This is a genomic window from Actinotignum urematis (assembly GCF_051264595.1).
Lineage (GTDB): Bacteria > Actinomycetota > Actinomycetes > Actinomycetales > Actinomycetaceae > Actinotignum > Actinotignum timonense_A.
Genome location: NZ_JBOZBG010000018.1, coordinates 1 through 23,615 on the forward strand (window position 1 = coordinate 1; position 23,615 = coordinate 23,615).

The 23,615-nt window shown below is 63.6% G+C and carries 21 protein-coding genes; 11 read left to right on the plus strand and 10 right to left on the minus strand.

Features of this window, described 5'->3' with window-relative positions; translation table 11 throughout:
- Positions 1 to 324 precede the first annotated feature (324 nt).
- The 4 genes from ACRQDJ_RS07640 to gatC all read right to left on the minus strand — a co-directional run bounded on the left by ACRQDJ_RS07640 (position 325) and on the right by gatC (position 5,011).
- A complete protein-coding gene (locus ACRQDJ_RS07640) occupies positions 325 to 1,548 on the minus strand; it encodes an NAD(P)-dependent malic enzyme (protein WP_284904769.1) in 1,224 nt (407 codons plus the stop codon).
- Between the two features lie 133 nt (positions 1,549 to 1,681).
- Positions 1,682 to 3,181, minus strand: a complete 1,500-nt coding sequence (gene gatB / locus ACRQDJ_RS07645; protein WP_284904768.1) for an Asp-tRNA(Asn)/Glu-tRNA(Gln) amidotransferase subunit GatB — start codon at positions 3,179 to 3,181, stop codon at positions 1,682 to 1,684.
- Positions 3,182 to 3,184: 3 nt separating this feature from the next.
- On the minus strand, positions 3,185 to 4,714 hold the full coding sequence (gene gatA, locus ACRQDJ_RS07650) for an Asp-tRNA(Asn)/Glu-tRNA(Gln) amidotransferase subunit GatA (RefSeq protein WP_026429254.1): 1,530 nt from the start codon (positions 4,712 to 4,714) through the stop codon (positions 3,185 to 3,187).
- Positions 4,715 to 5,011, minus strand: coding sequence for an Asp-tRNA(Asn)/Glu-tRNA(Gln) amidotransferase subunit GatC (gene gatC / locus ACRQDJ_RS07655; protein ID WP_284897581.1), 297 nt, complete (start codon positions 5,009 to 5,011; stop codon positions 4,715 to 4,717).
- An 80-nt stretch (positions 5,012 to 5,091) separates the two neighbouring features.
- On the opposite strand from gatC, the gene ACRQDJ_RS07660 reads away from it, so the two are divergent.
- Positions 5,092 to 6,333: a phospholipase D-like domain-containing protein gene (locus ACRQDJ_RS07660; RefSeq protein ID WP_087069777.1), complete on the plus strand. Its 1,242-nt coding sequence runs from the start codon at positions 5,092 to 5,094 to the stop codon at positions 6,331 to 6,333.
- An 87-nt stretch (positions 6,334 to 6,420) separates the two neighbouring features.
- Here the strand turns inward: ACRQDJ_RS07660 and ligA are convergent, their stop codons facing one another.
- Positions 6,421 to 8,967: an NAD-dependent DNA ligase LigA gene (gene ligA / locus ACRQDJ_RS07665; RefSeq protein ID WP_284904767.1), complete on the minus strand. Its 2,547-nt coding sequence runs from the start codon at positions 8,965 to 8,967 to the stop codon at positions 6,421 to 6,423.
- Between the two features lie 236 nt (positions 8,968 to 9,203).
- Here ligA and ACRQDJ_RS07670 point away from each other — a divergent pair, with 236 nt between their 5' ends.
- Positions 9,204 to 9,464, plus strand: a complete 261-nt coding sequence (locus ACRQDJ_RS07670) for a WhiB family transcriptional regulator (protein ID WP_016441656.1) — start codon at positions 9,204 to 9,206, stop codon at positions 9,462 to 9,464.
- Positions 9,465 to 9,575: 111 nt separating this feature from the next.
- Here ACRQDJ_RS07670 and ACRQDJ_RS07675 read toward each other — a convergent pair whose 3' ends face one another.
- Complete coding sequence (locus ACRQDJ_RS07675; protein ID WP_101595621.1) at positions 9,576 to 11,033, minus strand: sensor histidine kinase; 1,458 nt, start codon at positions 11,031 to 11,033, stop codon at positions 9,576 to 9,578.
- Between the two features lie 150 nt (positions 11,034 to 11,183).
- Between ACRQDJ_RS07675 and ACRQDJ_RS07680 the strand changes: the two genes are divergently transcribed.
- The 7 genes from ACRQDJ_RS07680 (at position 11,184) to ACRQDJ_RS07710 (ending at position 16,356) form a co-directional block, all read left to right on the plus strand.
- Positions 11,184 to 12,848 carry an amino acid permease gene (locus ACRQDJ_RS07680; RefSeq protein ID WP_284904766.1) on the plus strand — a complete coding sequence of 555 codons (1,665 nt, stop codon included), beginning with the start codon at positions 11,184 to 11,186 and terminating at the stop codon, positions 12,846 to 12,848.
- Entirely contained in the window at positions 12,829 to 13,014 is a 186-nt protein-coding gene (locus ACRQDJ_RS07685) for a hypothetical protein (protein ID WP_284904765.1), read from the plus strand. The genes ACRQDJ_RS07680 and ACRQDJ_RS07685 overlap by 20 nt, the downstream gene beginning before the upstream one ends.
- Positions 13,015 to 13,019: 5 nt before the next feature.
- Positions 13,020 to 13,280: a helix-turn-helix domain-containing protein gene (locus tag ACRQDJ_RS07690; RefSeq protein WP_284904764.1), complete on the plus strand. Its 261-nt coding sequence runs from the start codon at positions 13,020 to 13,022 to the stop codon at positions 13,278 to 13,280.
- 95 nt (positions 13,281 to 13,375) lie between these two features.
- Positions 13,376 to 13,834 carry a DUF2505 domain-containing protein gene (locus tag ACRQDJ_RS07695; RefSeq protein ID WP_284904763.1) on the plus strand — a complete coding sequence of 153 codons (459 nt, stop codon included), beginning with the start codon at positions 13,376 to 13,378 and terminating at the stop codon, positions 13,832 to 13,834.
- A 110-nt stretch (positions 13,835 to 13,944) separates the two neighbouring features.
- Positions 13,945 to 14,745 (plus strand): thymidylate synthase, encoded by an 801-nt coding sequence (locus ACRQDJ_RS07700; protein ID WP_087069792.1) that lies wholly within the window; start codon positions 13,945 to 13,947, stop codon positions 14,743 to 14,745.
- A 9-nt stretch (positions 14,746 to 14,754) separates the two neighbouring features.
- Positions 14,755 to 15,321 carry a dihydrofolate reductase gene (locus ACRQDJ_RS07705; RefSeq protein ID WP_284904762.1) on the plus strand — a complete coding sequence of 189 codons (567 nt, stop codon included), beginning with the start codon at positions 14,755 to 14,757 and terminating at the stop codon, positions 15,319 to 15,321.
- Entirely contained in the window at positions 15,322 to 16,356 is a 1,035-nt protein-coding gene (locus ACRQDJ_RS07710) for an SGNH/GDSL hydrolase family protein (RefSeq protein WP_284904761.1), read from the plus strand.
- 32 nt (positions 16,357 to 16,388) lie between these two features.
- On the opposite strand, the gene ACRQDJ_RS07715 is transcribed toward ACRQDJ_RS07710, so the two are convergent.
- Complete coding sequence (locus tag ACRQDJ_RS07715) at positions 16,389 to 17,870, minus strand: class II fumarate hydratase (RefSeq protein WP_431832362.1); 1,482 nt, start codon at positions 17,868 to 17,870, stop codon at positions 16,389 to 16,391.
- 223 nt (positions 17,871 to 18,093) lie between these two features.
- Between ACRQDJ_RS07715 and ACRQDJ_RS07720 the strand changes: the two genes are divergently transcribed.
- A complete protein-coding gene (locus ACRQDJ_RS07720) occupies positions 18,094 to 18,924 on the plus strand; it encodes a coiled-coil domain-containing protein (protein ID WP_284904760.1) in 831 nt (276 codons plus the stop codon).
- A 33-nt stretch (positions 18,925 to 18,957) separates the two neighbouring features.
- Here the strand turns inward: ACRQDJ_RS07720 and ACRQDJ_RS07725 are convergent, their stop codons facing one another.
- Both ACRQDJ_RS07725 and ACRQDJ_RS07730 read right to left on the minus strand, forming a co-directional pair.
- Positions 18,958 to 20,367, minus strand: coding sequence for an MFS transporter (locus ACRQDJ_RS07725; protein ID WP_284904759.1), 1,410 nt, complete (start codon positions 20,365 to 20,367; stop codon positions 18,958 to 18,960).
- Positions 20,368 to 20,369: 2 nt separating this feature from the next.
- Positions 20,370 to 21,311 (minus strand): nucleoside hydrolase, encoded by a 942-nt coding sequence (locus tag ACRQDJ_RS07730; protein ID WP_284904770.1) that lies wholly within the window; start codon positions 21,309 to 21,311, stop codon positions 20,370 to 20,372.
- 130 nt (positions 21,312 to 21,441) lie between these two features.
- On the opposite strand from ACRQDJ_RS07730, the gene ACRQDJ_RS07735 reads away from it, so the two are divergent.
- Positions 21,442 to 22,551, plus strand: a complete 1,110-nt coding sequence (locus ACRQDJ_RS07735) for an aminotransferase-like domain-containing protein (protein WP_284907169.1) — start codon at positions 21,442 to 21,444, stop codon at positions 22,549 to 22,551.
- Between the two features lie 15 nt (positions 22,552 to 22,566).
- On the opposite strand, the gene ACRQDJ_RS07740 is transcribed toward ACRQDJ_RS07735, so the two are convergent.
- Positions 22,567 to 23,583 carry a LacI family DNA-binding transcriptional regulator gene (locus ACRQDJ_RS07740; protein WP_284904757.1) on the minus strand — a complete coding sequence of 339 codons (1,017 nt, stop codon included), beginning with the start codon at positions 23,581 to 23,583 and terminating at the stop codon, positions 22,567 to 22,569.
- Between the last annotated feature and the right edge of the window lie 32 nt (positions 23,584 to 23,615).

A 23,615-nucleotide genomic window follows, 5' to 3' on the forward strand; every position in this document is an offset into this window, starting at 1 on the left:
AAAAAATATATTAGTCAGACACGCTATTAAGCATCCAAACACCATATCCACACCCCACACCAACCACCAATAACCATTGACAGGCTGGTCCGGAGAGAATCATTCACGCTCAAGAAGAGCAACCCCGTTAGCCTACCACCGTGGCCCGATTCTTTCAAACCGGGAAGCTAGTGAACTAGGCTACTCACGAGGAGTTTCCGTGCCACCTCAGACCCTTACCGGGCTCTCGGCGACGGATAACAAGCTTACAAGCCCAGCCCGCTAGACGCAAATCAAACCAGAGAGACACCCACCACACACCCGAGGGAACCGCGTCGGAGTTTTCTAGACAACTGCCACACTCTCGCGAACCGCCTGCGCCACCGCTTCGGCAGCCCGCTCGTCAAAGGCAGAAACGATGATGTAATCCGGATTCGCATCCTCCCCGACCAGATCAGCAAGCGCCTTAGCCGCGGCCAGCAGCATCGTGTCACTGACCTCGGTGGCATGAGCGTCAAGCAAACCGCGGAAGATCCCGGGGAAAGCCAGCACGTTATTGATCTGATTCGGGTAGTCCGAGCGGCCGGTTGCCACCACTGCGGCGTGCTCGCGCGCGATTTCGGGAGCGATTTCCGGGGTGGGATTAGCCAGGGCGAAAACGATGGCTTTATCAGCCATGGTGTCCAGAGCTGCGCCGTCGAGAATATTAGGGCCGGAAACGCCAATGAACACATCCGCACCGTGCAGGGCCGTACGCACGTCGCCGTCGATCTGCCGGGGATTGGTACGGCCCGCAACCCAGGCGTGACCGGGGTTGATTTCGCTGCGGAAGGGACCGAGCGTGCCGGCGCGGTCCACGGCAATAATGTCCCGTACCCCGTATTCCAGCAGTAGGCGAATAATCGCGGTGCCAGCGGCACCGATTCCGCATACCACCACGCGTGCGTCTGCGGGTTTTTTCCCAACTACGCGCAGCGCGGTGATGAGGGCGGCTAGCACCACAACTGCGGTGCCGTGCTGGTCGTCGTGGAAGACCGGGATATCAAGTTCCGCTCGCAGACGTTTTTCGATTTCGAAGCAGCGCGGGGCGGAGATGTCTTCCAGATTGATACCGGCATACGCCGGGGCGATGGCGCGCACCGCCGCGATGATTTCCTCGGTATCGGTGGTGGCCAAGGGCACCGGCCAGGCATCCACCCCGGCGAAACGCTTGAAGAGCGCGGCCTTCCCCTCCATAACGGGGAGGGAAGCCAACGGCCCGATATCCCCCAAACCGAGCACCGCGGTGCCGTCTGTCACCACGGCTACGGTATTGGATTTCACCGTGTAGCGGCGGGCCAGTTCCGGCTGGGCGTGAATCGCTTCGCAAACCCGCGCCACCCCGGGCGTATACACCCGGGCCAGGTCCTCGCGGTTCTCGATGGCGGCCGTCGCGCGGGTTTCTAATTTGCCGCCTTCGTGGGCCGCAAAAATCTCGCGTTGGGAGGGAGGTGGCACGAACTGCTGGGCCTCACCCGAAGGTGATGCCGCGTCAGATTGTCGCTCTGTCCCTGCTTGTGTTCGCGCCACCTGCGCCTCCTTCACGAGATATGCCCGGTTTCGTCCGGTTCACTACCGCGGCTTACCGGGCCCATTGACCGCCGCGCCTTTATCGGGCCGGCGCGCTACCGCGCCTTTACCAGCCCGGTTCACCACCGCCGCTTTATTCGGCCGCGGCGCGCTCCATAATGAGGGCGCGCACGGCACCAGCGTCGGCCTTACCGTGGGTAGCCTTCATGACGGCACCGATAATGGCACCGGCGGCCTGCACCTTTCCGCCGCGAATTTTTTCGACGACGTCAGGGTTGGCAGCCAGGGCTTCGTCCACGGCCTTCTCCAGGGCCCCGCTATCGGACACGATCTCCAGATTGCGCGCGGCAACAACTTCCTCCGGGCTGCCTTCCCCGGCGAGGACCCCCGCCAGCGCCTGGCGGCCCAACTTGTCATTGAGCCGCCCGCTCTGGACCAGGCCGTCCAGCTCGGCAACCGCCTCCGGGGTAATGGGGGCGTCCTCGAGCTCGACGTCGTTATCCTTGGCGTAACGGGCGATATCGCCCATCCACCATTTGCGGGCTCCGGCGGGCGTTGCCCCGGCCCGGACGGTGGCATCCACCAGATCCACCGCGCCGGCGTTGATAAGATCGCGCAATTCCTCCGGGGAAAGCTCCCATTCCTCGGTGATACGGGCGCGCTTCGCCGCCGGTAGTTCGGGCAGCCCCGCGCGCACCTCCTCCACGTACGCGGGAGTGCAGATCACCGGAACCAGATCCGGTTCGGGGAAGTAGCGGTAGTCATCCGCGTCGGACTTCACGCGCCCGGCAATGGTGCCCTGGATTTCCTCCTTGTAATGGCGCGTTTCCTGGAGAATCGTGCCACCGGCAGCCAGGATAGCGGCCTGGCGGGAAATCTCGTAGCGAATGGTGTTTTCAATACCGCGGAAAGAATTGACATTCTTCGTTTCGGTGCGGGTACCGAAAGGAGCATCCGGACTTTCCCGCAGGGATACATTGACGTCCGCGCGGATATTGCCGCGCTCCATGCGCCCCTCGGAAATGCCGAGCGCCCGCACTAGTTCGCGGATCCCGCGCACGTACGCGCCGGCGATCTCCGGAGCGTTCTTCCCCACCCCGGTAGCCGGATCGGAAACGATCTCAATGAGCGGCACCCCGGAACGGTTGTAATCCACCAGCGAGTAGCGCGCCCCCTGGAGGCGCCCATCGGCCCCACCCACGTGGGTATTCTTCCCGGCGTCTTCTTCTAGATGCGCGTGTTCAATGGGGAAACGGTAGGGAGTGCCGTCAGCCAGCTCGATATCCAGGTAGCCGCCCAGGATAATCGGCTGGGCGTTCTGGGTGATCTGGTAGGCCTTGGGCAGATCCGGGTAGAAGTAGTTCTTGCGTTCGAAACGCGAGAGCTCGTTAATGCGGGAGTTGAGGGCCAGGCCCAGCTTCACCGCGTATTCCACCGCTGCCTCATTGACCACCGGGAGCGAACCGGGAAGCCCGAGGGAGACCGGCTGCACATCGGTATTGGGTTCAGCACCGAAAGCCACAGGGGCGGCGTCGAAAATCTTGGTGTGTGTGGACAGCTCCACGTGCACTTCCAAACCGATCACCGGGTCGAAACGCGCGACGGCGTCCTCGTAATTCATAAGTTCATCCATGCTTTATTCCTCCCAATCCCGCGCGGGGCAGGCAGCGGGGACGTTGTGGCCGAGCGCGGCGTCGATGGCCGCGGCCACCCGGTACATGAGGGCGTCCGCCCGGGCCGGGCTGAGAATTTGCAAGCCCACCGGCAGCCCTTCCGAGAGCCCGGCCGGCAGCGAAATACCCGGGATTCCGGCCAGGTTGGCGGGAATGGTGGCGATGTCGTTGAGGTACATGGCCAGCGGGTCGTTCGTTTTCGAGCCGAAGGGGAAAGCCACCGTGGGCGAGGTGGGCGATACGATCACATGGCACCGGGAGAAAGCCTGCTCCAGGTCACGCTGAACCAGGGTGCGTACCCGCAGCGCCGCGCCGTAGAAGGCATCGAAGTTCCCGGCGGAGAGCACGTGGGTGCCCAGGATAATGCGGCGTTTGACTTCCTCACCGAAACCGGCCGCGCGGGTAGCCCGCATCACGGTTTCCGCGGTGACCGGCCCTTCTTCGGGTTCCACCCGCAGGCCGTAGCGCATTCCGTCGAAACGGGCCAGGTTGGAGGAAACCTCGGCGGGCATGATGAGGTAGTAGGCGGCCAGCGAATAGTGGAAACTGGGGCAGGAAAGCTCCACCGTTTCCGCGCCGAGTTCGCGCATGCGCGCCACCGCGTTTTCGAAAGCCTCGAGCACGCCGGGCGCGTAGCCCTCCCCGTGCATTTCTTCCACGAGCCCCACCTTGAGGCCCGCGAGCGGGCGCTCCGGATCGCTTCCGGCACCGTCCCAGCTCCCGGCTTCGCCGTGGCAGGCCGCCACCAGGCCGGAAGGAGTATCGGGAAGCGAGGTGGAATCGTGGGGATCGTGCCCGCTGAGCAGTTCCTGGAGCAGCGCGGCATCTTCCACGGTGCGGGTGACCGGCCCGATCTGGTCCAGCGAGGAGGCCATGGCGATCAAACCGAAGCGGGACACCGCCCCGTAGGTGGGTTTTGTTCCCACCGTTCCGGTGACCGCGGCGGGCTGGCGGATCGACCCGCCGGTATCGGAACCGAGGGCGAGCGGCACCATAAACGCACCGACGGCCGCGGCGCTACCGCCGCCCGAACCGCCCGGAATCCGGTCCAGATCCCAGGGGTTGCGCGAGGGCCCGAAAGCGGAATGCTCCGTGGAGGACCCCATCGCGAATTCGTCCATATTGGTTTTGCCCACGATAGGGAGCCGGGCTTCTTTAATTTTTACGACGACGCTCGCATCGTACGGCGGGCGCCACCCTTCCAAGATTTTCGACGCCGCGGTGGTGGGAATCCCGCGGGTGCAAATATTGTCCTTTACCGCGATAGGAATACCGGCCAGCGGGTGGAGTTCCTGGCCTTCCGCGCGGGCGGCATCCACCCCGCGGGCCACCTCCAGGGCGCCCTCCCGATCCACGTACAGGAAAGCGTTCACCTTGGGGTTGAGTGCCTCGATGCGATCCAGGCAGGCGGTGGTGAGTTCCACGGAGGTGATCTCCCCGGCGCGCAGCAGCGCGGAAAGTTCCGCGGCGGACTTGAGCAACAAGCTATTCATTTATTCCTCCCCCATAATGCGCGGGACGAGGAATTTACCTTCTTCGGCGGCCGGGGCCGCGGCGAGGACTTCCTCACGATCAAGGGTTTCCCCCGGAATATCGGGGCGTTTGACATTGGCCAGCGGGAGCGGATTGTAGGTAAAGGGAATATCCGAGCTAACAACTTCGGATACCGCCTTCACTGCATCCTCGATGACGGAAAGCTCACCGGCCATTTTTTCGGCCTCGGCATCCGTCAGGGCGATGCGGGATAGCTCCGCTAAGCGCGCTACCTCTTCCTTAGAAAATGACGACATGGCTCAAGTCTACGCGGTTGCACCGCGCGATGGCGCACCCGTGGATTAGTGAGAACCGGGGAGCGTCTACAATTGGCGCTATGACTGAGTGGACTTCGCGCCGGGTGCTGCGCACGGCGGGTATGCTCGCGGCCGCGGCGCCTTTGGCCGCCGCGGGCGCCGTCGTCGTTGTAGATGAAATGCGCAAACGCCGCACCCCACCGGTCAGTTCTTATCCGCATCTGCCCCCGCAAGAAGTGCAGGTCGGGCGCGACCACGCGATCTTGTATACGGGTGCGGCGGATGTGTATCGCGCGATGCTCGCCGATATTAATAATGCGCGGGACCATATTTATTTCGAGTGGTTTATTGTCAAAGCGGATCACGTGGGGCACCGTTTCCGCGACGCGCTTATCGCGGCGGCGCACCGCGGGGTGCAGGTCCATGTGCTGCTGGACACCTGGGGGAATCTCAATCAGCCGCCCTCGTTCCGGCACCCGCCGCGGATCGCCAATCTGCACTGGATGAATTTCCCGCTGGTGCGCACCGGAATTTTGACCGGGCGTTCGCGCGATAAAGGGCGCGATCACCGCAAAATCTTGACGGTGGACGGCCGCGTCGGCTACGTGGGTGGCTACAATATTGGCGGCCTGTACGTGACGGAATGGCGCGATACCCACCTGCGCGTGGAGGGCCCCTCGGTGTGGGAGCTGGACGTGGCTTTTGTGGATATGTGGAATGCCTACCGCAAACGCGATCATCCCACCCTGCGCCGTGCGCTCACCCACCACTGGGATTCGCGCATGCGGGCGGTCACGAATTCTCCCGCGCATAATACTTATCCTATTTCTTCGCTGTATTTGGATGCGCTGGCGCGCTCCTCGCAGCGGGCCTGGATCACCATGGGGTATTTCATTCCGGATGCGCCCATGCTCGACGCGCTCACCGACGCGGCCGAACGCGGCGTGGACGTGCGGATTCTTATCCCCCAGTACTCCAATCATATTTATACGGATTGGGTGGGGCGGCCGCATTACGAGCGGCTGCTGCGCGCCGGGGTGCGGATTTTCCTCTACCAGGACGCCATGATTCACGCGAAAACCATGACGATGGATTCCACCTGGTCTACCGTGGGGACCGCGAATATTGACCGGCTGTCCCTGCGGGGGAATTTCGAAATTAATATGTCGATTCACGATGCCGGTTTCGCGGCCGTTATGGAAAAGATTTTCGAATTCGACCTGCGGAATACCCGCGAACTCACCCTGGGGGAATGGGATCAGCGCGGCACGCTGGCGCGGGTGACCGAAAAGGTTATGGCTCCGCTGGCGCCGCTGCTGTAGCCGCGCGCGGCCGCAACGGGTACGACGCCGCAGCGCCGTCCCGCCGCGCCGCCGCTGTGCGGCGCTCGGTTTTTGCGTTGTTTAGTTTTATGCGGGGAGCTGGCCGGTGCGCAGCAGCTCGGTGAATTCTGCTTCACTCAGGCGCGGGATACCGAGTTCTTCAGCCTTGGCGGCTTTCGACCCGGCGTTCTCCCCCACCACCACCGCGGTGGTTTTCTTGGAAACCGAGCCGGCCGCTTTCCCGCCGTGCTTGAGGATCGCTTCTTTGACCGAATCGCGGGTATAGCCCTCCAGGGAGCCGGTGGCCACAATCGTCATCCCCGCGAGGGTTTGGGGAACTTGCTCAGCGTCCGCGGCGCTATCGGCGAAAACTACCCCGGCGGCTTCCCACCGCTCAATAATTTCCAGGTGCCAGGGCACCTCGAACCATTCTTTAAAGGAGCGGGCGATAATCTCCCCCACGCCGTCCACCGCGGAGAGTTCCTCCACGGAAGCGGCGCGCAGCTGCGCCAAATCCGGGAACGCCGCCGCGAGCGCGCGGGCCGCAGTGGGCCCGACGTGCCGGATGGAGAGGGCCACGAGTTTGCGCCAGAGTTCTTTGCCGCGGGCTTTTTCGAGCTCGGTGAGCATGGTGAGGAGGGCTTTGCCAGGTTCGCTTTCTTTGGTGATGACGCGCTGGCCGGCGCTGCTTCCCCACGCGGGTTTGGTCCAGGCGGCGCGCACGTAGCGGTAGTCGCCGGTGGGTTGGCCGGCGTTGCGGATTTCTTTCCATACCCAGGTGGTGGCTACGTCCGCGGCTTGTACCGCGAAAAGTCCGGCTTCGCTGTGGAGCACCGGTTCTTGGGGTTCGGGAACACCCAGGCTGCGGGCTACCGCGGGCGGGATAATCACCTCGGAGTCGAGGATAGCGCCGTCGCCGTCCACAATGCCCAGGTCGCGTGCCGCTTCGCGCGCGAGGCGCAGGGTTTTTTTGCGCCCGTCCGCGCCTTCGATTTCCAGGCGGTGGCCGCTAGCGAGGGCGATGAGTGCTTCGCGGCGCCGGGCGTCCGGGTTGGTGAGCCAGAGGGCGGTTTCCTCGCCGAGGGCTTCCACGTCCAGCGCCCCGCGCGAGCCGATATGGACCACGCGTTCGGCCAGTTGGGCGGGGCAGGATTGCGCATTGGGGCAGCGCATATCCACATCGCCTTCCTGGGCGGGGGCGAGGGTGGCCCCGCAGGAGGGGCAGGCGCGCGGCATGACCCATTCGCGTTCGGTGCCGTCACGCTCGAGGAGGACCGGGCCGACCACTTCGGGGATAACGTCCCCGGCTTTGCGCACGATCACGACGTCACCAATGCGCACGCCTTTGCGGGCTACTTCTTCGCGGTTGTGGAGGGTGGCTTGGGTGACGACCGAGCCGTCCACGAGTACGGGTTCCATAATGGCGTAGGGGGTGGCGCGCCCGGTGCGGCCCACATTGACCTGGATATCCAGGAGGGTGGTTTCCACTTCTTCGGGCGGGTATTTATAGGCGATGGCCCAGCGCGGGACACGGGAGGTGTAGCCGAGCCCGGCCTGCACCGCGCGGTCATTGACTTTGAGGACGGCACCGTCAATCCCGTGGATGAGATCGTAGCGGTGGGTGGCCAGGTCCGCCACGAAAGCCTCGATATCCTCCCAGTTGGAGACCAGTTTGGTGTAGGGGGAAATGGGCAGGCCCCAGCGCGCGAATGCTTCGTATACGCCGGCCTGGGTGGAGAGCGCTTCGGCCAGGGAGGCCGGAACTCCCGCGAGCGCCCCGATGCCGTGGGCGATAAAGGAAAGTGGGCGGGAGGCGGTGACGGCCGGGTCTTTTTGGCGCAGCGAGCCGGCCGCGGCGTTACGCGGGTTGGCGAATTCGCGGCAGGAGCGGATGATGCGGTTGGCTTCGCGCACCGCTGCGGTATCCCCGGCCTGTTCCGCGGCCGCGCGCTCGCGTTCGGCTGCTTCGCGGCGCTGGCGCTGCTCGGCGTTGAATTGCGCGAAGTCGGCGAGGGGGAAGAAAACTTCCCCGCGTACTTCCATGACCTCCGGAATATCGCTGCCGCGCAGGCGCTGCGGAATGGCGGCGATGGTGGCGATATTGCGGGTGACATCTTCCCCGGTCACGCCGTCCCCGCGGGTGGCGGCCACGGTGAGCGCGCCGTTGTCGTAGCGCAGGTTGATCGCGAGGCCGTCAATCTTTGCTTCCGCGGTGACGGCGGCACCGGATTCCCCGGATACTCCCGGAAGTGCGGCGTACCAGGCGCGCAGATCCTCGAGGGAAAAGACATCCTGGAGGGAGTAGAGGCGTTCGCGGTGGAGCACCGGCGCGAAGGGCTGAGCATCGGGCACCGGCGCACCGCCGAGCTCCGGTTCAGTACCTTCATCCACCATCGCGCCCGCAGCCAGGGTGGCTGCGCCGTCGCTCTTCACCGGTGCCCCGACGGCGCGGCTGGGCGAATCCGGTGCCGCGAGCTCCGGGTAGCGTGCTTCCAGATCGCGCAGCTCGTGAATGAGGCGGTCGTAGTGGTCATCCGTCATGAGCGGATCGGCCCCGGAATGGTAGGCGATCTGCGCGCGGGTCAGCGTGGGGGCAATCTCATTCCAACGGCGGCGGGCCTCGTCAATGCTCATGCCCCTATTGTCCCTCACCGCCCGGTTACCTCAAACCCCCAGCGCGCGGCGGGCTACCCCATAGTCGTTTAAGCCTGGAATAACAAGTGAGTAGCCCGGAAAGGATGGGCGTTGAAATATCACACCTGCGGGCTCTTTACCGCGGCTGCGCTCTTTGCAAAGATATATGGGTCTCACATACGGCTATATCCCGCAGAGGCGGGAATGCCCCGCGCTGGCGGGGAAAAGGAGGATTCATGGATTGGCGTTCGCGTGCCGCGTGCCTGACGGAAGACCCGGAGCTTTTCTTCCCGATTGGTAGTTCGGCCTCGGCCCTGGCCCAAACGGATCGGGCCAAGCGGGTATGCCAGGAATGTACCGTCCGTGACGACTGCTTGAATTACGCCCTCGAACACAACCAGGATTCAGGTGTGTGGGGTGGCACCTCCGAAGATGAACGCCGCCGGCTGCGCCGCCGCACCGCCCGCGCCCGCCGAGTGCGCGAACTTGCCTCCTAAGGCGAACCGGCCCAAGTCCTACCAGCCCACGCGCTTTGCGCGTGGGCTGCGTCGTCGTACTTAGTGGGCTGCGTCGTCGTACTTAATTCTTACGCGCGCCGGGAACGGAAACTATTTTTCATCCGTGGGCGGCAGCCCGGCCGTCACATTAATCGTGAGCGTGACGGTGGTGCCCCCGCCTTCCCGGGCCTCCCATTTAATGGTGCCGTGCAATTCGCCTTCCACCATGGTGCGCACAATCCGGGTGCCCAGGCCCTGCTTGACGCCGGTGGTGGGCACGCCCACGCCGTCGTCGCTCACCTGCACCGTGAGGACGTCACCTTCGCGGTCCGCGCTCACCACAATATGCCCGCCGTGCGGCAGGCCGTGTTCCACCGCGTTGGAGACCAGTTCGTTGAGGACAACGGCCAGGCGGGTGGCGGTATTTGCGTCCACCATTCCGAATTCGCCGCGCACCTCGGAAGAAACACGCACATCCGTGGAGGCAATATCGGTGGCCATGGTGATAAGCGGGGTGAGGACCTCGGAAAAGTCCACGATTTCGTCCACGGTTTGGGAGAGAATCTGGTGGACGAGGGCAATGGTTTCCACGCGGCGCTGCGCCTCGGAGAGCACCTCGATCACCTTTTTATCGTCGGCGCGGCGCGCCTGCATCCGTAGCAGCGCCGAAACGGTCTGCAAATTATTTTTGACGCGGTGGTTGATTTCGCGGATCGTGGTGTCTTTGCTGACCAGCTCCAATTCGCGCCGGCGCAGCTCGCTAATATCACGCGAGAGCACCACCGCGCCCACGTGCTTGCCGTCCTTCCACAGCGGCACCGCCCGCAGGGAGAGCACCGCCCCGCGCAATTCGAGTTCCGTCATCCACGGGGCACGCCCGAGCAGCACCACCGGCAGCGCATCATCCAGGCGGGTTTCCGCGTCAATACTCGAGGTGATTTGCTCGGCGAGCAGCTGGCCTTCGAAAGTGGAACGAATCCCGAGGCGGTGCAGATTAGACACCGCATTCGGGCTATTGAAAATCACCGCGCCGTCGGCATCAATATGGGTGAAGCCATCCGTGACGCGCGGGGCGCCGTGGCGGAAACCGCTCGGGGTGCCTTCCATGGGGAACAGGCCCTGGGTGACCATATCGAGGAGCTGCTCTTCAATTTCCTCGTAGGAGGAATGCCGCAGCACCGTTTCTTTGCGCGAGCGCTGGGAATACACCAGGGCGAGAACCGCGAACGGATCCTCACCGGCCCGGCGCACCGGGTAGCCTTCGTAACGCAGGCCGTGAATATAGACGGTGCCGCGCTGCCCGGTGGCGATAATCTCCCGGAATTTCTCCGAATCGGCCGGATCGAAAGTCATATTAACCACGTCATTATCGAGTGCGGTGGCGTTGGTGGCCGGGCGGCAGGCCGCCGCGATAATGAAGCGTTCATCCTGGAGCGGGGTGACCAGCACGAGGTCCGCGAAGGAAAAATCGGAGAGTAACTGCCAGTCCCCCACCAGCTGATGCAACCATTCGCGTTGCGAAGCGGAGAGCGTTTGGGACCGTTCCAAGATATGACCGAGAGATGGCATACCCCTAAGAGTAGTCGCTCGCGCGAGTACACTAGTAGTTCCGCGTTAGTTATATTCACGGCAGTGCGAGGGCCGGGCTGCGCCGGCGGTGGAGGCCGGGTGGGGCGGCGCCGCGCTGCGCCGTCGTTCTATCCACGAAGGGAAGCCCGCATGGCCGCACGCCACCACGCTTCGCCCGGCGCCCGGGCCCGCACGCGCACCGCCGCTAGCCGCACCAACGTGCGTACCCGCGCCACTTCGCACCACACCGCGCTGGCGCGCAGCCTCACCTCCCCGCAAATCGCGATGATTGCGCTATCCGGGGCGTTGGGCACGGGGCTATTTCTCGGGGCGGGTGCCACGATTTCACTGGCCGGGCCGGCCACGATTATTTCTTACGCACTGGCCGGGCTGCTGGCGCTTTCGGTGGTGTGGGCGCTGGCGGAAATGGTCAGCGCGCATCCCGTTCCCGGCGGGCACGGCACCATCGCGGGGGCTTATCTGGGGAACCTGGGGGCTTTTGTAACGCGCTGGAATCTGGCGGTCACCTACATTGTGGCGGTGGGCGCGGAAGTGACGGCCGGCGCGAAATACCTCCAGCACTGGCTGCCCCAGCTCAATAGCGCGGTGGGAACGGTGGCCTGTTCCCTGTTTATTGTGGGCCTGAATATGGCCACGGTGCGCCTGTACGGCACCGCGGAATACTGGTTCTCCATGATTAAAGTGGCGGCCATTTCGGTCTTTATTCTGCTGGGTCTCATTATTATTTTTGTGGGGCTGCCCGCGAGCGAACCGGTGGGGCTGGTCAATCTCACCGAGCACGGCGGCTTTATGCCGCTGGGCGCCGGCTCGGTTTTCATTGCCGCGTGCATGGCGGTTTTTTCTTTCGGCGGGATTGAAACGGTCTCGGTCACGGCCGCGGAATCGGGGAATCCCCGTTACGATATTCCGCGCGCCGCGCACACCATGATTTGGCGGCTGCTGCTCTTCTACGTGGGGGCGATTGCGGTGGTGGTGGCGATGCAGCCGTGGACGGTCACCGCCGAGCCGCTCCACGATATTTCCCAATCGCCTTTCGTGCACGCGCTGGACGCCGCCGCGATTCCGGCCGCCGGTCATATTATGAACGCGGTGCTGCTGGTGGCGGCGCTGAGCGCGGCGAACGGGTGCCTGTACACCTCCTCGCGCATGATTCACGCGCTGGCAACCGACCGCATGGCCCCGGCTTTTGCCGCGCGCACCACCCCGAAGGGCACCCCGCGCGGTGCGGTGACCTTGGCGATGGTGGGAATGGTGGTCGCCTGTATTTTGGCGCTCACCTCCCCGCAGGCCGGCTTCTCGTATTTGTACGGCTGCGCTACGGTCGGGACCCTGCTCACCTGGGCTTTAGTGATGGCCACTCATATTGCTTTTCGACGACGCCGCAAGCAGCTGGGACTCGAGCTCCCTCCGGCTCGCCTCTGGGGCGCCCCGGTGACGAATCTGGCCGTCATGGCCGGCTGCCTGGCTATTTTTGTGGCGCTCTTCTGGCTCATGCCGGTAGCCTGGTATGCCGGGCTGCCCTATCTGGGTATCCTTCTTCTTATCTATGTTTTTCTGGATCGGGTGCGCGGGCTACCCGCGCCGCGCGATCTGGCCGGTGAGGAAGCTGGGCGGGGTGCCGCGGCCTCGCATGGCGGCGATGCTGCGCGGGGCACCGAGGCCACGCACGGCACCGAAGCTGCGCGTGGTACCGAAGCTGCGCGTGGTACCGAAGCTGCGCGTGGTACCGAAGCTGCGCGTAATGCCGCGGCCGGGAGCGAAGGAGCTACAAGTAATGGAATCGGCGAAAACTAAACGCTGGATGTGGGCCGGGGCGAGCTCAATTGCTGCCGGCCTCCTCCCCCTTCTTCTCACCGTCATTCTCCAGCGCGGCTGGTGGGTGCCGTGGGCGCTGCTGCTGGTGATTGGCTGTATCGAAATTGCCTACGGGTTGCTGGCTCGGAAAGAGACTATGAGGTAATAACCATGGACATCCTTCCTGAAGTTACGCAACGCTCATATGAGCAAGCCCGGAGAAATCGCCTATTTCTCAAAGCTCTCGGTTCCACGCGTGAACGCAAAGGCATCTCTCAAGACCTTGTGGCCCAACGCCTCGGCGTAACACCGGAGTGGGTCTCCGAGTTAGAGTCGGGGGTCATCAACCCTACACTGCAACGGCTGCATTCCTACGCGGTAGCTATCGGCGTCGCCATCGAATACAACGTGAGAGACCTCGACGTTAAGTAACCATTCCGCACGCCACATACCCGCACCCTCCGGCTCTGCGCTGAAAAATCCGGCCGAGCTTCCCTCGCGCCGCACCCATGCGGGAAAATATAGCCATGCAGTTTTCCCATAGCTACGAGATCAGCGCCCCCGCGAGCGCCGTCGCCACCGTCCTCATGTCCGAAGAACTCGCCAATCGCCGCCTCGCCGCGCTCCACACGCAACCGTCTTCCTTCACGCCCGGCGCCGAGCGCGCGGTCATGACGGTGCAGGTCAGCGCCGACCAGCTTCCCGCGCAGGCCCGGCGTTTCCTTTCTTCCGGTCTAGCGGCCAGTATTGTATTCACCCGCAATGGGAACGACGTCGCAGCGCAGCTGGAAGCCAAACTTCCCGTCCACGCCAGCGCTGATTTCCAGGTTTCCGGCCCTGGGCCGGCCACCGTCACGGTCACCGGTGAGGTGCGGGTCTCCATTCCTTTCGTCGGCAAGAAAATTGAAGAGAAGGTGGCCCAGTACGCCGCGAAAGTGGTGGAGCGCGACGCCGCGCTTATCCACGAGATCATCGCGCAGGGCTAGGATGCTCGCCCGGCATGCTGCCCTTCCCGGGGAAGCCTTGCCGAAGCGGCCTAGCCAGGTGCTTTTTCGCAGCAAGTTTTTCTGTCGTCGTAGCCACGTAGGATGGGTTCATGATTAATCGCCAATATGAAGATCTGCTTGCCGATATCCTCGCCAATGGGACTCGCAAGGGGGACCGCACCGGCACGGGTACCCTCTCTGTCTTCGGGCGCCAGCTGCGCTACCACCTGGCTGATGGTTTCCCGCGTATCACCACTAAGTTCGTGGCCATGAAGCCTATCAAGGGGGAACTGTTGTGGTTCTTGCGTGGCTCTACCAATATTGAGTGGTTGCAGCGCAATGGCATCACCATTTGGGATGAATGGGCTGATGAACATGGTGAGCTCGGCCCGGTCTACGGCTACCAGTGGCGTAGCTGGCCCGCGCCGGATGGCCGGCATATCGATCAAATCTCCCAGCTCCTGGAAACCCTGCGCAGCAACCCGGATTCGCGGCGCATGATTGTTTCCGCGTGGAATGTGGCGGATCTGGATAAGATGGCGCTTCAGCCTTGCCATGCTTTCTTCCAGTTCTATGTGGCTGATGGCAAGCTGTCCTGCCAGCTCTACCAGCGCAGTGCGGATATGTTCCTCGGGGTGCCTTTCAATATTGCCTCGTATTCTCTTCTTACCCATATGATTGCCCAGCAGGTCGGCCTGGATGTTGGTGATTTTGTGTGGACGGGCGGGGATTGCCATATCTACCTGAATCATCTTGATCAGGTGCGCGAACAGATTTCGCGTGAGCCCTATCCCTTCCCCACTCTGGAGCTGCGCAAAGCCGATTCCCTCTTCTCCTATGAGATGGATGATATTTCGGCCACCCAGGGCTACCAGCACCACCCCAAGCTCACCGGCGCGGTCTCGGTCTAGGAGGAAGCCATGCTTATCGCACAAATCTGGGCGGAAGCCCGTGATCACGCCCTCGCGAAAGGCTTGCGGCTGCCCTGGAATGTTCCGGAAGATTCGGCTTTTTTCCGGGCGGCGGTGCGCGGGCGGCCCGTGATTATGGGGCGGAAAACCTGGATTTCTGCGGGGCGGCGGCCTATGCCGCATTCCCCCACCATCGTGGTGAGCACCCAAGAAGATTTTGAGGTTCCCGGTGCGCAGCTGGCCGCGAATCTTGAGGAAGCTTTCGCCCTAGCCCGTGCTACCGGGGCGGATGCCGCTTGGGTATGCGGGGGCGCCGGGGTCTATGCCGAAACTCGGGCCTGCTCACAGGTGCTTATCCGCACTGTTATTGATGCCGATGTGGATGCTGATATTTTCGCGCCCGCAATCACCCCGGAATGGGAGCTGCGGCTCTGCTCACCGGGAGCCGCTCATAAAGGCTGGCATACCTCGCGTACCGGGCTGCGTTACCGGTACGAAGTTTGGGCTCGCCCCGGTGTTGTTATCCCGGAGGATCTGCTTCCCGCTACCCCGGATGCGGCCTGGCAGGTGGCCTAAATGCCGCGTGCGGGCGCCGGCCGCGGGCTAGGCAGCGCGCGCATCGCGGGCATCGCGCGTGCCGGGCGGTCTCGCTCCGGCCGGGTTCAGGCCGGCGCTTCGCTCGCGTTTCGCGCACGCACCGCGCGGGCCGCTGCCGGCCTTGCCGCTGTGGCGCTCAGCTGCGCGGCTTGCACTGCTACCGGCAACGCGGGCGGGCAGTCCTCCCCCACCCCGCGGCCCATCACCGCCATCGTGCAGCTGGGCGATTCCTTTTCCTCCGGTAACGGGGCCGGCACTTACGAAGAAGATACCTGCCGGCGCTCCCCTGATAACTACTCCGCCCCGCTCGCCCGCGAACTCGGCGCCAGCTACACCAACGCCTCGTGCTCCGGGGCACGAACATCCGATATAGCCGAACAAGTTAGTGCCGTCACCCCGGCAACCTCGGTCGTGTTCCTCACCGCGGGCGGCAACGATGCCAACTTCGCCCAGATCGTCAGCTCCTGTTTCGTGCTCCGCACCCCGATGAGCTGCGAAGAAGCCATGAACACAGCCACCGCGGCCCTCCCGGCTATCGAGACCGCCACACTTGAGATCCTGCGGTCCATTGATGCCGCCTCCCACGGCCAGGCCACCGCTATCCTGGTGGGCTATCCGCGGCTCTTCGCGGAACACTCCTACCTCATCCCACCTGTCGTGGAAAGCTATGATGCCGGGGCCGCGCTCACCCAGCTCCAAGGCGCCGCGGACGCCATGCAAGAACGCGTCATCACCCAGATGCGGAAAGAAACCGGCTCCGAGCGTTTCCTCTTCGCCTCCACCCGGGCACTATTCGCCGGGCACGAACCGCACGCCCAAGCGTTTCGCGGCAGCGGCGACAGTGACGACAGTGAAGAAGCCTGGCTGGTCTCACCCTTCACTTCCACGGATATTCGGGCCTGGATGCATCCCACCGCGCGCGGCTATCGCGAAATACACGCCTACCTGCGCGAACTCCTCGCCCAAGCAGGCTTCGCCATCCCTACAATCCCCGAAAGCACACCGCGCCCCTAATTGCACCCATCGCTGTACGCCTCGCTGCACACCTAACTACCTTCCGGTTCGGTCATTGCCGCCGGATTCACCCACGTGTCAAAATCAGCCGCACTGACCTGCCCCGAAGCAAGCGCGACCTCCCGCAGCGACGCCCCGCTGGCCTGAGCGGCGCGCGCCAACGTGGCTGCGGCGTCGTACCCAATATGAGGAGCGAGTGCGGTGACGAGCATAAGATTGCGGTTCAGGTGCGCGGAGATGACGTCCTCGCGCGGGGCGATGCCGGCGGCGCAGAAACGTTCGAAGGTGCGCAGGGCGTCGCCGAGGAGGCGCAGTGCCTCGAGCACCGAAAACACCATGACCGGTTTGTAGACGTTGAGCTGGAAATTGCCTTGTGAGCCGGCGAAAGCAACCGCGGCGTCGAAACCGAAAACCGCGACGCAGACCTGGGTGAGGGCCTCCGCCTGTGTCGGATTCACCTTGCCCGGCATAATCGAGGAACCCGGCTCGTTATCGGGGATCGCGATTTCGCCGATGCCGGTGCGCGGGCCGGAGGCATACCAGCGAATATCGTTCGCGATCTTCATGGCCGCGGCGGCCAGGGTGCGCAGGCTCGCCGAAAATGCCACGAGGTCATCGTGGGCGGCCAGCGCCGCGGGCAGATCATCCGCGGGGCGGAACGGCAAGCCGGTCGCCTCCTCGAGCAGCTCGCAGACCCGCGCCGCGAAACCCGGGTGCGAATTCAGGCCGGTGCCCACCGCGGTCCCGCCCAGCGCCACCCGGTACAGGCCCCGCGCTGCTGCCCGCACCCCCGCGAGCGCGCCCTCCAGTTGCGCCGCCCAGGAACCCACCACCTGATCCCAGCGGATCGGGGTGGCGTCCTGCAGATGGGTGCGCCCCACCATCACCACATCCGGGAACCGGCTCGCACGAGCGCGGAACGTGGCCGCCAGGGCCTCCACCGCCGGGATGAGGTGGCGGTGCGCCTGGCGAGCCACCGCCACATACATCGCGGTCGGGAAGGCATCATTCGAGGACTGGCCCTTATTGACGTGGTCATTGGGGTGCACCGGGCTTTTCCCGCCGCGCTGGCCGGTGGCGATTTCATTCGCGCGCGCGGCAATCACCTCATTGACGTTCATATTCGTTTGGGTGCCCGAACCGGTCTGGAAAACCTTGAGCGGGAATTCCGCGTCGAGCACGCCTTCAGCCACCTCGCTGGCAGCGGCGGTGATAAGGAAGGCGAGCTGCGGATCAAGCACCCCGAGCTCGGCATTCGCGCGGGCGGCCGCGCCTTTGAGCAGCCCAAAGGCGTGGATGAGGGGGCCGCCCCAGGTGTAGCGTTCCCCGCCGATGGGGAAATGCTGGAGCGAGCGGGCAGTCTGCGCGCCCCAGTAGTGCGCGGCGGGCACCTCGACCGGGCCCATCGAATCCGTTTCCGTGCGGGTGAGCTGAGCTGCGGCGGGGTGCGTTGCGGCGGCGGGCTGCGTTGCGGCGGCGGTGCCGGCCGCGCCGGTGAGCTGATCCTTTGTCATGATTCCAAGGGTAGCGCCTGCGCCGCACGCACTACCTCCGCCTGCTTGCCCGCGCCGCCGCGCACGCCACCCACGCACGCCCTGCGCACGCCCCGACCACGAAGCCAAAGTGGCATCGCTCACGCTCGTGGTATTTGGCCTGGAAAGCCGGCCGCGGGCGGGCCGCGAAGGTCTGCGCGCGCTATGTTTATTAGGTAAAGTCAGGCGCGGACGAAGGAGGGTCATGGCTACGGAGCGACGGCGCGGTTCTCGGGCACTTGATACTCCCGCGCGCGGCAAACGCGCCTCGGCGCCCGCCCCCGCTCCCACCACGGAAAAAGCTGCGCTCCGGGAAGAACGCGACCGGCTGCACGCCGAATGCGAGAACCTGCGCGAAAAGCACAACAAGCTGCGCGGTGAGAATGACAAGCTACGAGGCGAAAGCACCGCGTTCCACCGCGAAGCAGAAGCGCTGCGCGCGGAAAATTCCCAGCTGAATGCCGAATATTCCCAGCTGCGCGGCGAGCATGAGGGCGCCCGCGCGGAGGCGGCCACGCTCCAGAGTCGCATTACCGAGCTGGAGGGCCTGGTGGCGGATTTGCGTCGTCGTGAAAAAGAATTGGAGGCGGGCGTGGTCTATGCCTCGGGCGTGGAGCAAAGCGCCGTGACCGCGCAGGCCCGCAGCGAGGACGCGATGCGGCGCGCGGCCCGCCTGGTTGCGCGCGTGCGCGGTTTAGAGCAGCAGTTGGAAGAAGAACGACGGCGCTACGCGGCCCTCGAGGCGGCGGGGCGGGCTCGGGAGGCGCGCTTGACCGTGGATTCGGCGCGCACGTCGGCCGCGCATGAGGAACGTTATACCAGCCAGATCAGCACCCTTGAGGTGCAGCTGCGCGAGGCGCGAGCCCAGCTGGCCGCCACCCGCACCCAGCTGGAGACCAGCGAGGATGAGCTGGCCGAGGCGCAAGCGGAACTGAGCGAGGTGCAATCCCACGCGCAAACCCAGCGCTACCTGAGCCTCGGAATGGGCGGACTCGCGGTAGCGCTGGGTATTGCTCTACTCATTATTCTTTTATGAAAATCGCGCACTTAGCGGCGCCGTGCGAAGGGGCTACGCCTCCTCGCTCGTGACCTTTCCCCACCCATCAACAGGGAAAAGCTGACGGCGGAAAGCGAAGAAAGCCAACAGCCCCGCCAGGCACGTAGCACCCACGATAATGAAGAGCAGCGTGAGGCTGTGCGCGGAATCGGCCAGATATTGGGCCTCGGCCACGCCTTCCGGGCGGGCAGCTGCCGGCATCATCGAGCCCAAAATCGCGATACCAATCGAGGGCGAAATATTCATGGCCAGGTCGTTCATACCCACCGCACGCCCCGATTCGGAGACGTCCACGGTTCCCATCACGGTATTCACCACCGGCGCGTAGGCCAGGCCCAAGCCACCGAAGAGGAACACCGCCGAAACGATAATGCCCCACAGGCCCTTATCCACCGTGAACGCCGCGAGGAAAGCACCGATAGCGGCGGATCCGCCCGCCAGCACAATGCCCATCCCACTACCAATTTTCGCCACGATTGCGCCGCTCATCACGCCCATAACCGTCGCGACAACGTAACCGGCGAGCAGCACGAAGCCCATTTGCAGGGCCGTCTTGCCGTGGAAAATGCCCCCGGCCAGGTTGAAGAGCGGTGTCATGGCGTAATTACCGAAGTAGAAGAGCAGCACCAGGGAGACCGCCATGAGGTAGCGGCGATTCTGGAAGAACTCGGGGGTGACGAAGGGGTTCTTGGCCTTGGAAATGTAGATGATGAAGAGGGCCAGGAGCACCGCGAAGGCACCCAGGTAGAGCCAGTTCATCGAGTTGAAGTACATGACCAGGGCCGTGACCGTAACACCAGCCAGCAGGAACCCGGGAACGTCGATCCGCTGGGCCTGCCCGGAAACATCCGGGAGACCTCGCCACAACGTGGGGATGAAGAGCACCGAAATGAGCGGGATCGCGAAGAGCCACACCCAGGACATGGTGATGAGCCATCCGGCTGCCAGTACCCCGATGGCCGTGGAGAACTGGTAGGCCGCGGTGAAGACACCGAAGTACAGCACCTTTTTCACTCCGGGAACGTACTTGGTGGTGACCACCAGGTAGACCGAGCCGGATACCTGGGTGCCCGCAGTTTGAATCGCGCGGGCAATAATAACCACCCAGATGGAGGATCGGGATGCCACCAGGCCCAGCACCGAGCCGATCACGATGAGCACAATGCCCACCATCATCATTTTGCGTAGGGAAACGAAATCACCGAGTGATCCGTAAATCACGCACACGATACCCAGCACGATGCCGGGAATCGAGGTGATGAGCGGGGCGTATTCGACCGCGTTGAGCTGCGTGCCGATGTCTTGGAAAACCAGGTTGAAGCCCTGGATCGTGAGAATTGAGGTAATGAAAATAATGATGAGTTGCGGCAGCGTACGCACGGCAGCCGCGGTATCAACCTGAGATCGATCACGCGCGTTCACGGTCAGATGCCTTTCAAGAGCGAGGTGATGCGAGACATGAACTCGGAGAGGAAACGCTCCACGTCCACCGCGATGGCCACATCTGCGGTCTTGACCGGATCGTTAAGCCGTTCCTCATCGCAGATCGTGCGCCCGCGCACCGGTTCGTGCAGATCAACCTTAATATTGCAGGGGAAAAGCGTGACCAGCGAAGGATCAATCGCCACGGCCACCGCCAGCGGATCGTGCAAGCCGCAGCCGCCCAGATGCGGGGCGGTGGTCTCATACGCCTTGATATAGAAATCAGTAATATCAGCCAGGGCCGTTGCCGCCGGAGTTCCCAAATCCCGCCACTGCTGGGTGTGTTCATAGGTGAGCAGTGTTTGCAAGGTGACATCCAGGCCGATCATCGTGACGTGAGCACCCGAGCGGAAGAGCAGATCAGCGGCCTCCGGATCCTGGGAAATATTCGCTTCCATCACATCATTGCAATTTCCGGGAACCGTGAGCGCCCCACCCATAATGACGATGCGGGCATTATCTTTGAACGTGGGGTCCAGTTCAATGGCGCGCGCCAGGTTGGTCATGGGTCCGGTGGCAACAATAACGACGTCGCTACCGTATTCACGCACCGCTTCCACCATGAATTCGGGGGCCGGCGTGGTTTCCGCTACCCGATTCGAGGCTGGAATCTCAATCTCCCCGATGCCGTTCTTACCGTGAATAAATTCGGAAATCTCGAGGACCTCAAAACCATCCTTTTCACGAGCGTGCGGGATACCCGGATAGACCGGAACCTCCGGATGCCCAAAAAGATCGAGGAGGTCAAGATCGTTTTTCACCCCGGTGCCCAAGAGGACATTCCCGTAGGTGCCGGTGATGCCAATTAATTCGACTTCCGGTGAGCCGAGAGCATAAGTGATTGCCAGGCAATCATCAACACCGGTGTCCAGGTCCAGAATCATTTTCATTGTGGTTCCTCCTTAGAGTCGGTCAAGGCCTTCGTGCTGACCGTCATCACCACCCGGCACCCTTGCCGGATAGCATGAGTATACGAAACAAATACAGGCTGTGGGCTCTTTAATGAAAGGGATAATGATGGTGTTTTCTGCCGCACTCACCTTCGGCGGCGAATTCACATCCCTTCCGCCCCGCTCCGCTTCGCGCGCACTCCCGGTTCCGCCCGGCGCGGTGCTGGTGCAATCGGGGCGCCAGGCTCTCGGCCTCATCGCTCAGGCCCTCGCCGCCCGCGGCATCCGCAGCTTAATCGCGCCCGGATTCCTGTGCGCCACCGCGGTTGAGCCTTTCCAGCTCGAAGGCATCCGGGTTCACTGGGTGCAGGTCGGCCCGGACCTCCTGCCAGCCCCGGCCCACCTCGCCGAACTCCTCACCGAGCCGCGGCGCTGCGCGGTGCTCGTCTCCACCACCTTCGGGGCCCGGCCCTCGCCAGAGTTACGCGCCGTGCTCGAGGGGTGGAAGCGCCGCGGTGGCGCCGTCGTCGCCGATCTCACGCACGCGCCTTTTAGTGCCGCAACCATGCACAAGGTTCCGACGCGTTATGCGGTAGCGTCCTTGCGGAAATGGTTTCCGATTCCCGACGGCGCCTGGGCGCTCGGCGCCGCGCTTCCCGCCGCGGCTGCGGAAAATCCGTTGGCGCGCGAGGCAACGCGGTGCGGATTACTGCAATTGCGCGGGGAGGAGCACGACGGCGCAGCTGAGGCCGCCATCGATGCCGCTCTCAGCCCGAGCCCGATAAGCGGGGCGGCTCGGGATATTCTTGGCCACCTGGATGTCGGGGAAGCGCTGGAGCGGCGGCGGGCCAATGCCCGGGCTTTGCGGGCGGCTTTGGTGAGTGAGGGTGTGCCTGAAACCGCGCTCTTCGGCGATGGGGCAGGAATCGGCGGGGCTATGAACGGTGGGGCCACGAGCAGCGCAGTGAACAGTAACGAATCAACGAACCATGCGCCCTACGCCCTCGCCCTCCGTCTAGGCGCACTACCGCCAAGCCGGTCCGCCGCGCATAACCCACATAACATTGCCGAGCACCTCGCCGCCCGCGGGGTTTACACCCCCGCTTTTTGGCCGCGGCTCAGCCACAGCGTGGACTGGCCGCATATCCTCGCCCTGCCCATCGACCAGCGCTACTGCCCCGGCCAGATGCCCGAGCTCGCTCGGCGGGTGGTGCAGGTGCTGCGGGCAGAATAAGCCCGAGCCCCGCCCCTAGATTCGGCGTACTGATTCGCGCATGCGTAGCGGCATATCCACCAGGTGGATATCGCGGTCCCCCGTGCCTTCTTCCCCCAGGAGCCGGGTGGCAGTTTGCCCGATCTCCCAGTAGGGAATTGCGATGGTGGTGAGGGCCGGGTGAACGTAGAGCGCGATTTCGTCGTCGTCGAACGAAGCAATCGAGAGATCATAGGGCAGATGCATGCCGCGCCCCAAACACTGCTGAATCGCCCCCAAAGAAATACGGTCGTTGAGAGCTAGAATCGCGGTGCACTCCGGGCCGTTATCCAGCAGCTCGCCCATCGCCTCGTAACCGAGATCCGGGTCCCACAGCGTACCCGGGAAAATCTTCACCGGCTTGAGGCCCGCCTCTGCAAAAGCATCCAGGATTCCGTCAAAACGATGGCCGATGGTGGCGGAAATGCGTGGCTCACGCAATTCATCATCCATGCCAATAATCGCGATTTTGCGATGCCCCGCTTCGATAAGCACATTGGCCATGCGCCGCCCCGCTTCGTATTCGGCCGGAAGCACCGCCGGGAAACTTCCTTCCCGATCCGGCACCGCGTTGCACACCACCACCGGCAGGCCACGCACAATCTCCGGAACGGTGATCATCTTCGCGCCCATTTCCGCGAAGATAAGCCCATCAACATTGCGATTGAGCATCTCGCGTACCGAGTTCTCCGCCCGGCTCACGCTATCCCCCACCTCCGCGAGGAACACGATTTTCTCCGCTTGGTCAGCGGCGTCGAGGATGCCCCTCAGCATGGCCGAGGCGTAGCGCGTGACCGTAACATCCCGGCTGATCACCCCGTAAATCCCGGTGGTATTGGTCCGCAAAGAACGCGCGGCCGGGTTGGGGCGGTAATTGAGAGCAGCCGCCGCCTCAATCACCCGATCCCGTACTTCTTGGGAGAGACGCGCGGGGCGATCATTGAGCACCAAGCTCACCGCGGTGGGTGAAACACCCGCTCGTTGTGCCACCTGAGCGATCGTCGCTCGCTTCATTCAACCTCCTCGCGCCGTTCTTCCCACCCTTG